General features: G+C 64.2%; 16 protein-coding genes. 8 read left to right on the top strand and 8 right to left on the bottom strand.

The window, feature by feature from the left end; genetic code table 11:
* Positions 1-4: 4 nt before the first annotated feature.
* From rimO to tsaA, 5 genes are all read left to right on the top strand, one after another.
* A complete protein-coding gene (rimO, locus tag POF53_RS04975) occupies positions 5-1,336 on the top strand; it encodes a 30S ribosomal protein S12 methylthiotransferase RimO (protein ID WP_232856847.1) in 1,332 nt (443 codons plus the stop codon).
* 218 nt (positions 1,337-1,554) lie between these two features.
* Positions 1,555-2,013 (top strand): GNAT family N-acetyltransferase, encoded by a 459-nt coding sequence (locus POF53_RS04970; protein ID WP_232856845.1) that lies wholly within the window; start codon positions 1,555-1,557, stop codon positions 2,011-2,013.
* 121 nt (positions 2,014-2,134) lie between these two features.
* Positions 2,135-2,845 carry an rRNA pseudouridine synthase gene (locus tag POF53_RS04965; protein WP_232856843.1) on the top strand — a complete coding sequence of 237 codons (711 nt, stop codon included), beginning with the start codon at positions 2,135-2,137 and terminating at the stop codon, positions 2,843-2,845.
* 50 nt (positions 2,846-2,895) lie between these two features.
* On the top strand, positions 2,896-3,357 hold the full coding sequence (locus POF53_RS04960; RefSeq protein ID WP_203651209.1) for a YehS family protein: 462 nt from the start codon (positions 2,896-2,898) through the stop codon (positions 3,355-3,357).
* 6 nt (positions 3,358-3,363) lie between these two features.
* On the top strand, positions 3,364-4,059 hold the full coding sequence (gene tsaA, locus POF53_RS04955) for a tRNA (N6-threonylcarbamoyladenosine(37)-N6)-methyltransferase TrmO (RefSeq protein ID WP_110738447.1): 696 nt from the start codon (positions 3,364-3,366) through the stop codon (positions 4,057-4,059).
* A gap of 171 nt (positions 4,060-4,230) precedes the next feature.
* Here tsaA and fpr read toward each other — a convergent pair whose 3' ends face one another.
* Complete coding sequence (gene fpr / locus POF53_RS04950; protein ID WP_046856781.1) at positions 4,231-5,010, bottom strand: ferredoxin-NADP reductase; 780 nt, start codon at positions 5,008-5,010, stop codon at positions 4,231-4,233.
* 120 nt (positions 5,011-5,130) lie between these two features.
* On the opposite strand from fpr, the gene finR reads away from it, so the two are divergent.
* Positions 5,131-6,057, top strand: coding sequence for a LysR family transcriptional regulator FinR (gene finR / locus POF53_RS04945; protein WP_110738445.1), 927 nt, complete (start codon positions 5,131-5,133; stop codon positions 6,055-6,057).
* Positions 6,058-6,061: 4 nt separating this feature from the next.
* On the opposite strand, the gene POF53_RS04940 is transcribed toward finR, so the two are convergent.
* The 3 genes from POF53_RS04940 to POF53_RS04930 form a co-directional block, all read right to left on the bottom strand.
* Positions 6,062-6,427 (bottom strand): diacylglycerol kinase, encoded by a 366-nt coding sequence (locus POF53_RS04940; RefSeq protein ID WP_198744388.1) that lies wholly within the window; start codon positions 6,425-6,427, stop codon positions 6,062-6,064.
* Between the two features lie 240 nt (positions 6,428-6,667).
* Positions 6,668-7,318: a response regulator transcription factor ErdR gene (gene erdR, locus POF53_RS04935; RefSeq protein WP_203651208.1), complete on the bottom strand. Its 651-nt coding sequence runs from the start codon at positions 7,316-7,318 to the stop codon at positions 6,668-6,670.
* A 257-nt stretch (positions 7,319-7,575) separates the two neighbouring features.
* Entirely contained in the window at positions 7,576-8,286 is a 711-nt protein-coding gene (locus tag POF53_RS04930; protein WP_050704454.1) for a tRNA-uridine aminocarboxypropyltransferase, read from the bottom strand.
* A 214-nt stretch (positions 8,287-8,500) separates the two neighbouring features.
* On the opposite strand from POF53_RS04930, the gene POF53_RS04925 reads away from it, so the two are divergent.
* Entirely contained in the window at positions 8,501-8,920 is a 420-nt protein-coding gene (locus POF53_RS04925) for a quorum-sensing-regulated virulence factor family protein (RefSeq protein ID WP_232856841.1), read from the top strand.
* A 1-nt stretch (position 8,921) separates the two neighbouring features.
* On the opposite strand, the gene POF53_RS04920 is transcribed toward POF53_RS04925, so the two are convergent.
* Positions 8,922-9,128 (bottom strand): hypothetical protein, encoded by a 207-nt coding sequence (locus tag POF53_RS04920; RefSeq protein WP_232856840.1) that lies wholly within the window; start codon positions 9,126-9,128, stop codon positions 8,922-8,924.
* A gap of 303 nt (positions 9,129-9,431) precedes the next feature.
* Between POF53_RS04920 and POF53_RS04915 the strand changes: the two genes are divergently transcribed.
* Entirely contained in the window at positions 9,432-10,550 is a 1,119-nt protein-coding gene (locus tag POF53_RS04915) for an LOG family protein (RefSeq protein ID WP_232856838.1), read from the top strand.
* Positions 10,551-10,602: 52 nt separating this feature from the next.
* On the opposite strand, the gene recX is transcribed toward POF53_RS04915, so the two are convergent.
* The 3 genes from recX to POF53_RS04900 form a co-directional block, all read right to left on the bottom strand.
* Positions 10,603-11,073 (bottom strand): recombination regulator RecX, encoded by a 471-nt coding sequence (gene recX / locus POF53_RS04910; RefSeq protein WP_028690615.1) that lies wholly within the window; start codon positions 11,071-11,073, stop codon positions 10,603-10,605.
* A gap of 8 nt (positions 11,074-11,081) precedes the next feature.
* Positions 11,082-12,158 carry a recombinase RecA gene (gene recA, locus POF53_RS04905; RefSeq protein ID WP_028690616.1) on the bottom strand — a complete coding sequence of 359 codons (1,077 nt, stop codon included), beginning with the start codon at positions 12,156-12,158 and terminating at the stop codon, positions 11,082-11,084.
* A 104-nt stretch (positions 12,159-12,262) separates the two neighbouring features.
* Positions 12,263-12,745, bottom strand: a complete 483-nt coding sequence (locus POF53_RS04900; RefSeq protein ID WP_028690617.1) for a CinA family protein — start codon at positions 12,743-12,745, stop codon at positions 12,263-12,265.
* Positions 12,746-12,769 lie beyond the last annotated feature (24 nt).

The following is a 12,769-nucleotide window of genomic DNA, read 5'->3' as shown; positions in this document are numbered from 1 at the left end:
AGCCATGTCCACCACTCCCGCCACCCCAAAGGTCGGCTTCGTTTCCCTGGGTTGCCCAAAGGCCCTGGTCGATTCCGAGCGCATCCTGACCCAGCTGCGCATGGAAGGCTATGAAGTCGTGCCTACCTACGATGGCGCCGACGTGGTGGTGGTCAACACCTGCGGCTTCATCGACAGCGCCAAGGCCGAGTCGCTGGAAGTGATCGGCGAGGCGATCAAGGAGAACGGCAAGGTCATCGTCACCGGCTGCATGGGTGTCGAGGAAGGCAATATCCGCGACGTACACCCGAGTGTGCTGTCGGTCAGCGGCCCCCAGCAGTACGAGCAGGTGGTCAACGCCGTGCACGAGGTGGTACCGCCACGCCAGGATCACAACCCGCTGATCGACCTGGTGCCGCCCCAGGGCATCAAGCTGACCCCGCGCCACTACGCCTACCTGAAGATTTCCGAAGGCTGCAACCACAGCTGCAGCTTCTGCATCATCCCGTCGATGCGCGGCAAGCTGGTCAGCCGCCCGGTCGGTGAAGTGCTGAGCGAGGCCGAGCGCCTGGTCAAGGCCGGCGTCAAGGAGATCCTGGTGATCTCCCAGGACACCAGCGCCTACGGCGTCGACGTCAAGTACAAGACCGACTTCTGGAACGGCCGCCCGGTCAAGACCCGCATGCTCGAGCTGTGCGAGGCCCTGAGCAGCCTGGGTGCCTGGGTGCGTCTGCACTATGTCTATCCGTACCCGAACGTCGACGACGTGATTCCGCTGATGGCCGCCGGCAAGATCCTGCCGTACCTGGACATCCCGTTCCAGCACGCCAGCCCCAAGGTGCTCAAGGCGATGAAGCGCCCGGCCTTCGAAGACCGCACCTTGGCGCGCATCAAGAGCTGGCGCGAGCAGTGCCCTGAGCTGGTGATCCGCTCGACCTTCATCGTCGGCTTCCCCGGCGAGACCGAAGAGGACTTCCAGTACCTGCTCGACTGGCTGACCGAAGCCCAGCTCGACCGCGTCGGCTGCTTCCAGTACTCGCCGGTCGAAGGCGCCCCGGCCAACGACCTGGGCCTCGATGAAGTGCCGGACGACGTCAAGCAGGAGCGCTGGGATCGCTTCATGGCGCACCAGCAGGCGATCAGCGCCGCGCGCCTGCAGCAGCGTATCGGCAAGGAGATCGAGGTGCTGATCGACGAAGTCGAGGAGCAGGGCTCGGTCGGCCGCAGTTTCTTCGACGCGCCGGAAATCGACGGCAGCGTGTTCATCGACGGCGACCACGGCTTCAAGCCGGGCGACAAGGTCCGTTGCCGCATCGTCGATGCCGACGAGTACGACATGTGGGCCGAGCCCGTCTGATCGATGCTCGCCTGAAGATACCCCGCCTACTGGCTAATGCCAGTCAGTTAAGCCAATTGGGGTCAGCGTTTGCGCGATCCTGTGGGAGCGGGTTTACCCGCGAAGGGCTGCAAAGCAGCCCCAATAAGTGCGATGAAGCGCTAACTGACAGGCATTAGCCCACTGGCGGGGCAGCCTTTTACATCTATGTTTTCCTCAATGACCCCGAGGATCACAGGATGTCGCCCACCGTCACGCTGCAAACGCCCCACCTGAGCGACTACCCCGAACTGGTGCGGGTGTGGGAGGCGTCGGTGCGCGCCACCCACGACTTCCTGCCCGACGGCTACATCGTGCTGCTGCGTGAGCATGTGCTGCACAAGTACCTCGACGCGGTGATGCTGGTCTGCTGCAAGGATGCCAGCCGACGCATCCTCGGCTTCGCCGGCGTGGCCAGCGGCCGTGTCGACATGCTCTTCGTCGCGCCGCAGTACCGTGGCCAGGGTATCGGCCAGCGCCTGCTGCGGCATGCGGTAAGCGAGCTCAATGCCGAACGCCTGGACGTCAACGAACAGAACCCGCAGGCCCTGGGCTTCTATCTGCACGAAGGCTTCGAGGTGTACGGGCGCTCGGAAACCGACGGCCTGGGGCAGCCCTATCCCCTACTGCACATGAGGCTTGTTCGTACAACGTCCTAGGACGCGAACCAAGGAAACCATCGCCCCGCTCCGAATTGGCGGAAATGACATCGATTTGCAGCCGCTAACCTGCGCAGGCAGGTACAATGAAAGCTTTCCCTGCCGCGTGATGCCCGTGTCCATGTCCGAACCCATTCGTCTTTCCAAACACCTTATCGAACAGCTTGGCTGCTCTCGCCGAGAGGCCGAACTGTACATTGAAGGAGGCTGGGTCACGGTCGATGGCCAGGTCGTCGAGCAGCCGCAGTTCAAGGTCGCCGGGCAACGCGTTGAACTGCTCCCGGGTGCCCGTGCCGAAGCGCTGGAGCCGGTGACCCTGCTGCTCAACCAGCCGCTCGGACAGGACACCGCCAGCGCCCAGGCAGGCATGAGCATGGCCAGTCTAAGTGAAGCGCACCGCGAAGGCGTGCGCGCGCTGCACGGGCACTTCGTCCGCCAGGCCTGTGTCGCTCCGCTACTGCCCGGCGCCAGCGGCCTGCAACTGTTCACCCAGGATTGGCGGGTGACCCGCAAGCTCGACGCCGACCTGCGCCGCATGGAGCAGGAATACATTGTCCAGGTCAGCGGCCAGGCCAAGCCGGGGGCTCTCGACCGCCTGGCCCGCGGTGTCGAGCGCAAGGGCGTCGAACTGCCGAAGGCCAAGGCCAGCTGGCAGAACGAGCAACACCTGCGCATGGTCCTGAAGAACCCGCAGCCCGGGTTGATCGAACAACTGTGCGAGACCGCCGGCCTCAAGGTCCTGGCGATGCGCCGCATTCGCCTGGGCGGCGTGTCGATGGGCAAGCTGCCAGTGGGCCAGTGGCGCTATGTGGCCGCCACCGAACGCTTTTAGCATTACCGCCGCGCAATGACTGACGCGGCAACAGAACAGGATTCGCTGCAATGAACCACAACGATGTACTGCGCAGCCTGCGCTACATGCTCAAGGCCAACGACCAGAAGCTGGCCGAGATCATCAAGCTCTCGGGCCTGGAGGTTTCGGTCGAGGCCATCGCCGGCTACGTCAAGAAGGAAGAGGAACCCGGCTTCGTGCTCTGCCCGGAGAAGGTCATGGCGCACTTCCTCGACGGCCTGGTAATCCACCGTCGCGGCCGTGACGACAGCCGTCCAGCGCAGCCGATCGAAGTGCCGGTGACCAACAACACCGTGCTCAAGAAGCTGCGGGTGGCCTTCGAGCTGAAGGAAGACGACCTGCACGCGGTGCTCAAGTCGGTCAACTTCCCGGTATCCAAACCTGAGCTCAGCGCATTGTTCCGCAAGGTCGGCCACGACAACTACCGCCCCTGCGGCGACCAGTTGCTGCGCAACTTCCTCAAGGGCCTGACCCTTCGCGTGCGCGGCTGAGCCAGGATGCAGCATACCGTCTCGCCGGTCGGCATTGTCCGCTCCTGTTTCAAGGAGAAGTTCGCCATCCCGCGCCAGCCCCAGCTGGCGCCGGCCGCCCGTGGCGTGCTGGAGCTGCTGCCGCCCTTTGACCAGGGCGATGCCGTCGAAGGGCTGGAGCAGGTCAGTCATGTGTGGCTGCTGTTCCTGTTCCACCAGGCACTGGAAGACAAGCCACGCCTGAAAGTGCGTCCACCGCGCCTGGGCGGCAACAAGAGCATGGGAGTGTTCGCCACCCGGGCCACCCACCGGCCCAATGGCATCGGTCAGTCGGTGGTGCGCCTGGAAGGCGTCGAGCCGGGGCGTCTGCTGCTGTCGGGGATCGACCTGCTGGACGGCACCCCGGTGCTGGATATCAAGCCTTATGTGCCCTATGCGGACAGCATTGCCGGCGCGAGCAACCTGATGGCCAATGATGCTCCAGAGGCGATTGCCGTCGAATGGAGCGAAAGCGCCCTGCCCCAAGCCCGCGACCATGCACTGCGCCTGGATCAGCCACTGGTGGAGCTGATCGAACAGTGTCTTGCGCAGGACCCGCGACCGGCCTACCAGGTACCGCCTGCGGAGCGGGTCTACGGGGTAAAGTTCTGGGATGTGCAAGTCAGGTGGCACTACCCGCAACCGGATCGGATCCGGGTGCTGGAAGTGGTGCGGGAAAGCTGAAGCTCTTTCGTTTTCAGGCCAGGCCTCTTCGCGGGTAAACCCGCTCCCACAGGTTGCGCAAAATCTGTGGGAGCGGGTTTACCCGCGAAGAGGCCGGCACCGCCAACCTAGATCCTGCAGGCATAAAAAAACGCAGACCCAGGTCTGCGTTTTTCGTCACCGCGATTCGACTTACTTCTCGACGAACGCACGCTCGATCAGGTAGTCACCCGGCTCGCGCATGCGCGCGGAGATCTTCAGGCCGAAGCTGTCCAGCACTTCGCTGGTCTCGTCGAGCATGCTCGGGCTGCCGCAGATCATCGCGCGGTCGTCCTGCGGGTTGATCGGTGGCAGGCCGATGTCGCTGAACAGCTTGCCGCTGCGCATCAGGTCGGTCAGGCGGCCCTGGTTCTCGAACGGCTCGCGGGTCACGGTCGGGTAGTAGATCAGCTTGTCACGTACGGACTCACCGAAGAACTCGTTCTGCGGCAGGTGCTCGGTAATGAACTCGCGGTAGGCCACTTCGTTGACGTAGCGCACGCCGTGAACCAGGATCACTTTCTCGAAGCGCTCGTAGGTCTCCGGGTCCTGGATGACGCTCATGAACGGCGCCAGGCCGGTGCCGGTGCTCAGCAGGTACAGGTGCTTGCCCGGGTTCAGGTCATCGAGCACCAGGGTACCGGTAGGCTTCTTGCTGATGATGATCTCGTCGCCTTCCTTCAGGTGCTGCAGCTGCGAGGTCAGCGGGCCGTCCGGCACCTTGATGCTGAAGAACTCCAGGTGCTCTTCCCAGTTCGGCGAGGCGATGGAATAGGCGCGCATGAGCGGACGGCCGCTGTCCTGCTGCAGGCCGATCATCACGAACTGACCGTTCTCGAAGCGCAGGCCCGGGTCGCGGGTGCACTTGAAGCTGAACAGGGTGTCGTTCCAGTGGTGCACACTGAGGACACGTTCGTGGTTCATGTTGCTCATCGATGGGGCTCCTGAAGGAAAACGCGGCGCGCGCAAGACGCGCAGTTGCGCGATAGTTTAGGGGCAGCGACAATATCTGTTAACTGAATTATCAAGATATGTGTTATCGGTTATATAGATATGCGATTCACACTCCGTCAGCTCCAGGTATTCGTCGCCGTCGCCCAGCACCAGAGCGTGTCGCGGGCCGCCGGCGTCCTCGCCTTGTCGCAATCTGCGGCAAGTACATCGATCACCGAACTGGAGCGCCAGTCCAGCTGCCAGCTGTTCGACCGTGCCGGCAAGCGCCTGAGCCTCAACGCTCTGGGCCACCAGTTGCTGCCCCAGGCCGTGGCCCTGCTCGACCAGGCCAAGGAAATCGAAGACCTGCTCAACGGCAAGTCGGGCTTCGGCTCGCTGGCCGTCGGCGCCACGCTGACCATCGGCAACTACCTGGCCACCCTGCTGATCGGCAGCTTCATGCAGGTGCACCCGGAAAGCCAGGTCAAGCTGCACGTGCAGAACACTGCGCATATCGTGCAACAGGTCGCCCACTATGAAATTGACCTGGGTCTAATCGAAGGCGACTGCAACCACCCCGATCTCGAGGTGCAACCCTGGGTGGAGGATGAACTGGTGGTGTTCTGCGCGCCCCAGCATCCCCTGGCCAAGGTCGGTCATGCCGGTATCGAGCAGTTGTCCCATGAAGCCTGGATCCTGCGTGAGCAGGGCTCGGGCACGCGCCTGACCTTCGACCAGGCCATGCGCCATCACCGCGCCAACCTGAATATCCGCCTGGAGCTGGAACACACCGAAGCGATCAAGCGCGCCGTGGAGTCGGGCCTGGGCATCGGCTGCATCTCACGCCTGGCCCTGCGCGATGCCTTCCGCCGCGGCAGCCTGGTGCCGGTGGAAACTCCGGCCCTGGATCTGGCGCGGCAGTTCTACTTCATCTGGCACAAGCAGAAGTACCAGACCTCGGCCATGCGCGAGTTCCTCGAGCTGTGCCGCAGCTTCACCGCCGGCGTGCGGCGCAGCGACGAGATCGTGCTGCCGCCGATCGCCTGAGCGCTCAACCGAGCAGGATCACGCCCCAGACCACCGCGACCATGCTCATGGCCACCAGCTGCGCGGCGCTGCCCATGTCCTTGGCGTTCTTCGACAGCGGGTGGCGATCGAGCGAGATGCGGTCGATGGCCGCCTCCACCGCCGAATTGAGCAACTCGACGATCAGCCCCAGCAGGCACACGGCAATGAGGATCGCCCGCTCAGCGCGGCTGACCGGCAGCCAGAAGGCCAGCGGCACCAGCAGCACGTTGAGCAGCACCAGCTGGCGGAAGGCGGCTTCGCCCTTGAAGGCGGTGCGCAGGCCGTCCAGCGAATAGCCGGCGGCGTTGACGATACGTTTGAGGCCGGTCTGGCCTTTGAATGGCGACATGTGTGTCCGTCACTTCACCGGAGATAAGGTCGGCAGGCTAGTGCCCTGTCTCGGAAATACGTTCTCTTTTGGCGAGTGGCTTGGGTGTCCGGCCAAGGCGCCGCGACGAGTCATAGCAGGGCTATGGCGAGGAGTGGCAACGCCGGCCGGGCGCCCAAGACGCCGCCAAAAGTGAACAGCCTATTTCCGAGACAGGACACTAGTCCAGTCGGAGTCAAAAAAGCGTGAATGCACGGGTACTTAGCTGGCCGAAACCGATTCAAGTTGTTGCAGCAGCAGCGCCGCCTGGGTTCGCGTGCGCACCCCCAGCTTGCGGAAGATCGCCGTCACGTGGGCCTTGATGGTCGCCTCGGAAACACTCAGTTCATAGGCGATCTGCTTGTTCAGCAGTCCTTCGCAGACCATGGTCAGCACGCGGAACTGCTGCGGGGTGAGGCTGGCCAGGCCTTCGCTGGCGGCCTTGGCCTCGGCCGACACATCAACCTTGTCAAAGGCCTGCGGCGGCCACCAGACATCGCCGTCGAGCACGTTGCGCACCGCTTCCTGGATCTTGCTCAGCTCGCTGGACTTGGGAATGAAGCCGCTGGCGCCGAATTCGCGGGACTTGACCACGACGGCTGCCTCCTCCTGGGCCGAGACCATCACCACCGGGATCTGCGGGTACTGGCCGCGCAGCAGGACCAGGCCGGAGAATCCGTAGGCGCCGGGCATGTTCAGGTCCAGCAGGACCAGGTCCCAGTCGGCTTTCTCGGTGAGGCTGGTTTCCAGTTCGGCGATGCTCGCCACCTCGACCAGACGCACGTCCGGGCCCAGGCCGAGGGTAACGGCCTGGCGCAGTGCGCTACGAAACAGCGGGTGGTCATCGGCAATCAGGATTTCGTATGTGGCCATCGATCTATGGATCCTGTTCTGTGCCAGGCGCAGGGGATACGGGAGACGCCTGGCGGGCAACTCATGGCGCGAACGGCAGGGCCGCCGGCCGGGATGGCACGGCGAAGTCCGGGGTAACAGCAGCTTCGTCGTGCCCGAAGCGGCGCCAAGGATGCCGAGCACGCCCCGGGTGGTCAAGCCAATTGCCCGGTCGAACCCGCCTACCCTGGCTGCCAGCCCCGACAGTATGAACCAATCCGTGGCGCCTGCCCCTTGGACTATAGGAAGGTATGCAAACGCTGGTGGACCTCGTCCTGCTCGTCCAGCGGCAGGCGTCGCTTGCCACTCAGGTAGTGCAGGCTGAAGACGTCCAGGTAGGCGTCCAGGGCCTGCGAGGCCTGGCCGTCGCCGGCCAGTTCCAGGCACATGGCGGCCACTTCGGCGGTGCAGAAGTGATCATCACGCTTGGAACGGCGCAGGCGGTAGCGCGACATCTGCTCGGGCTGCAGGCTCAGTACCGGGAAACGGTCGAGGTACGGGCTCTTGCGGAACATCTTGCGCGCCTCGGTCCAGGTGGCGTCGAGCAGGATGAACAACGGGCGCTTGCCCGGCTCGCGCGCGACTTCGCTGACCACGCGCTCCTCCTTGACGAACTCGCCCGGAAAGACGATGTAGGGCTGCCAGCGAGGGTCGTCCAGCAGCGCCAGCAGCCCCTCGTCCACCGAGGTGCGCAGCCAGCCGAAGGCCGAGGTGTCCTCGATCACATCGGCGATCAGCCAGCCGGTGTTGGTCGGTTTCAACGGCTCGGTGTCGTGCATCAGCAGGCACATGCCGGACTCGGCCGGCACCCGGGGTTTCCAGGCGCACAGGCAGTGCGTGGCGATCACCCGGCAATCCGGGCAGCGCTCGGCGCGCGAGCCTCGGGCGACAAAGGGTTTGATGCTGCGCGCCAGGCGCTCGGCGCGCAGGCGCGCTACCGCGTGGCTCATGGCAGCAGGCCTTGGCAGGGAAGTGGGAGGGGCACGGCGACGACTCGATGAAAACAAAGCGCCCAGTCTACCAGAGCGCACGTCATTTGCCGTGCAGCCAGCGGCGCCGCTCCTTTATAATCGCAGGGTCTGGCGGCCTGGAAACCCTGCGGTTTCAGGGAACGCCGCCCGCCGGCGCTGGTCAAAGCGCCAGTCATCGAACCAGGAGAGATCCATGCTGCGTCTTATCGTCCCGACCCTGAGCCTGCTGCTCGCCCTGCCGCTGGCCGCCCAGGCTGCGTCCAAGCAGGAGTACGAGCTGAACCAGATGCTGCAGAAGGTCGCCAAGGAAAGCAGCGTCGGCACCCCGCGGGCGATCAACGAAGACATCCTCGACCAGGGCTACACCGTCGAAGGCAAGGCACTGGTCAATCACCTGAGCGTACGCCAGGAGCATGCCCAGCGCATGCAGGGCAATCCCGCGCAGGTCCGCAGCCAGCTGGGTGACAGCGTGTGCCGCAACAACGGCTACCGCCAGCTGATGTCCAAGGGCGCCGTGATGGTCTACCGCTTCACCGTCTACAAGACCAACCAACCGGTCATGGACCAGGCCTTCGACGCCGCCAGCTGCACGGCCGGTAACAAGAAGAAGTGATTCAGACCAACTGATCGCTGTTTCTGGCGCGCCGTTGCTCATCATCGGCGCGCAACTCGGCCAGCAGCGCCTGCAGGTAACGCGAATGCGCCTCGGCGCCCTGCAGGCGGCGCAGGCACTCCCCTTCCAGGCTCAGGTGATGAACCCTGGCCTCGTGCTCGAGCAACTGCAACAGTTGCCCATCCACTTCGATCTCCAGCCGGTGCATACCGCCACCTCGCCGCCTCGCCCTTCTGCCCCCAGTTAACCAAAGCCCCGCCATTGCTGAATCCCGCCTGACCGGCGGTAGCGCGCGTCTGTGGCGGCACGAAGCCGCGCCAGCGTCTAGATTGATAACGAGCACCCATAACAACGACAACGCGATGGAATTGCCACTGCAACATGGCCTTGAAGGCCCACTGCAACGCTCGGGGGGCACACTCGAGCCACAGCAGCCAGCGACACACGCAGTGTCGCGGCCGGGACACACCATCGACCCGGTCAGAGGTTTTGCTGCAGAAGGAGACGTTGAATGCCTTACCAATCGAACGAGCTGCTGTTCAACCATTTCAGGGACAACGGCATCGACCTGAGCAAGATCGACGAGCAACTGCAACTGGTCGCGCCGAACAGTCCCAACCTGCCGTTGTACCGCGACATGCTGCTGACCGTGCTGCGCATGGCCCACGACGACCGCAACCGCTGGAACGCCAAGATCACCCTGCAGGCCCTGCGCGAACTCGACCATTCGTTCCGCACCCTTGAGCACTACAAGGGCCGACGCAAGGTCACCGTGTTCGGTTCGGCGCGCACACCAATGGAACACCCCATGTACGCGCTGGCCCGGGAGTTGGGTGCGACGCTGGCACGTTCGGACCTGATGGTCATCACCGGCGCCGGCGGCGGCATCATGGCCGCCGCACACGAGGGCGCCGGAGCCGACCACAGCCTGGGTTTCAACATCACCCTGCCGTTCGAACAGCACGCCAATGCCACGGTCAATGGCACAGACAAGCTGCTGCCGTTCCATTTCTTCTTCATCCGCAAGCTGTTCTTCGTCAAGGAAGCCGACGCGCTGGTGCTCTGCCCAGGCGGCTTCGGCACCCTCGACGAGGCGCTGGAGGTGCTGACGCTGATCCAGACCGGCAAGAGCCCGCTGGTACCGGTGGTGCTGCTCGACTCACCCGGCGGCAGCTTCTGGCAGGACGCCCTGGCCTTCATCAGTCGCCAGCTAGAAGAGAACCGCTACATCCTGCCCAGCGACCTCAAGCTGGTGCGCCTGGTGCACAATGCCGACGAAGCGGTCGAGGAGATCAACCAGTTCTACAGCAACTACCACTCCAGCCGCTGGTTGAAGAACCAGTTCGTGATCCGCATGCACCATCCCTTGAGCGAGGCAGCCCTGCATGATGTCGAGGAAGGCTTCGCCGACCTGCGCCTGAGCGGCAGGTACCATCAGCAAGCGGACAGCGGCGCCGAACACGAGGAAGGCAACTTCAGCCACCTGACACGCCTGACCTTCGCCTTCAACGGGCGCGACCAGGGCCGTCTGCGCGAACTGGTGGACTTCATCAACCTGCCGGAAAACTGGGCCAAACCCCAGCCGATGCACACCACCCAGCGCGCCCGGGAAGCCTTGCGGGTCAGCTGAACGCAAAATGCCCTGTACAGCTGACACGCATGGGCGTCAGCCGTACAGGGCATCAATAATCGTCGAGGTCGCGACCGCTGAGCAGCCGGCCGATCATGTCCATGGGGAAACCACGGTAGGCGAGAAAGCGCGTCTGCTGCGCCCGGCTGCGTGGGTCTTGCGGGCGTTGCCCGGCGAACTTGCGCTGCCAGACATCACGCAGCTGCGTCGCCCAGTCCACTTCGCTGTCGCGCAGGGCCTGGTCGATATCGCCACGGTTCAAACCACGCTGGCCAAGCTCCTCGCGAATTCGCGCGGGGCCGTAGCCGGCACTGGACCGGTAGCGAATGAAGCTTTCCAGATAGCGGGCTTCACTGAGCAGCCCTTCTTCGGCCAGCCGATCGAGCGCAGGCTCGATCAGCTCGTCCGGTGCGCCACGCTGACGCAGCTTGCGCGTCAGCTCGACGCGACCATGCTCGCGGCGTGCGAGCAGGTCCATGGCTGTCCGCCGAACGGCGACGGGGGTGTCGAGTACGACGGACATGGAGCCAATCAATAACCGGCGTCGGCGTCAGCCAGGTCGTCGGCATCGGCTTCGGCTGCACCAGCCTTGGCGGCCGCTGCTGCAGCGGCGGCAGCACCAGCGGTCAGCAGCTTGTCGCGAATCTGCTTCTCGATCTCGCTGCCAATGGCCGGGTTCTCTTGCAGGTACTTGGCGGCGTTGGCCTTGCCCTGACCGATCTTGTTGCCCTGGTAGCTGTACCAGGCACCGGATTTTTCCACCAGGCCTTGGGAAACACCCAGGTCGATGATTTCGCCGTTGCGGTAGATACCCTTGCCGTAGAGGATCTGGAACTCGGCCTGACGGAACGGTGGCGAAACCTTGTTCTTGACGATCTTGACGCGGGTTTCGCTGCCGACCACTTCGTCGCCTTCCTTGACCGCGCCGGTACGGCGGATGTCCAGGCGCACCGAGGCGTAGAACTTCAGGGCGTTACCACCGGTGGTGGTTTCCGGGCTACCGAACATTACGCCGATCTTCATACGGATCTGGTTGATGAAGATGACCAGGCAGTTGGCGTTCTTGATGTTACCGGTGATCTTGCGCAGCGCCTGGGACATCAGGCGAGCCTGCAGGCCGACGTGCATGTCGCCCATCTCGCCTTCGATCTCGGCCTTGGGGACCAGGGCGGCCACGGAGTCGACGATGATCACGTCAACGGCGTTGGAGCGCACCAGCATATCGGTGATTTCCAGGGCCTGCTCGCCGGTGTCCGGCTGCGAGACCAGCAGGTCGTCGACGTTGACGCCCAGCTTGCCGGCGTATTCAGGGTCGAGGGCGTGCTCGGCGTCGACGAAGGCGCAGGTGGCGCCGTTCTTCTGGGCTTCGGCGATGACCGACAAGGTCAGCGTGGTTTTACCCGAGGACTCCGGGCCGTAGATCTCAACGATACGGCCTTTCGGCAGGCCGCCGATGCCCAGGGCGATGTCCAAGCCCAGGGAACCAGTGGAGATGGCGGGAATGGCCTGGCGCTCGTGGTCGCCCATGCGCATGACCGCGCCCTTGCCGAATTGGCGTTCGATTTGACCCAGGGCCGCAGCCAAGGCGCGCTTCTTGTTGTCGTCCATTGAAATCCTCACGTGTTCGACGTGGCCCTGACGGCCGGAATAACTGTATAAGTAGCCAGTATTATTCCACAGCGATTCGTTTCCGCAAACCCCCGTCGGGCGAATTACTCCGCGCCAAGCTGTAACAAGCCGTCTAACGCGGCGATCACCGTCTGTCGGCGCACCGCTTCGCGGTCGCCGTCGAAGTGCCGGCGCTCGCTGCTCACGTGGGTTCCGTCGGCCCAGGCCAGCCACACCGTGCCCACCGGCTTGGCCGGCGAACCGCCGTCTGGCCCGGCCACGCCGCTGACCGCCACCGCGAAGCGCGCTCCGCTGGCGGCCTGGGCGCCCCGCACCATGGCCTCGACCACTTCCTGGCTGACCGCCCCCACCTGGGCGAACAACGCCTCGGGGACGCCCAACTGGCGGGTTTTCTGGGCGTTGGAATAGGTGACGTATCCTGCCTCGAACCACGCCGAACTGCCGGGGATACGGGTGATGGCCTCGGCGATGCCGCCGCCGGTGCAGGATTCGGCGGTGCTCACCTGGGCGTTGAAGCGCCGCAGGTGTTCGCCCAGGCGAGTGGAAAGTACGGTGATCGGGTCCATGGCGGGCTCCTCGTTGCGACCGCC

Origin of the sequence: Mitsuaria sp. RG, from assembly GCF_028369275.1 — a bacterium.
In the GTDB taxonomy this organism is placed as follows: Bacteria; Pseudomonadota; Gammaproteobacteria; order Pseudomonadales; family Pseudomonadaceae; genus Aquipseudomonas; species Aquipseudomonas peradeniyensis.
Note: the sequence above shows the minus strand (reverse complement) of the source record. Positions and strands in the feature narration are given on the sequence as shown.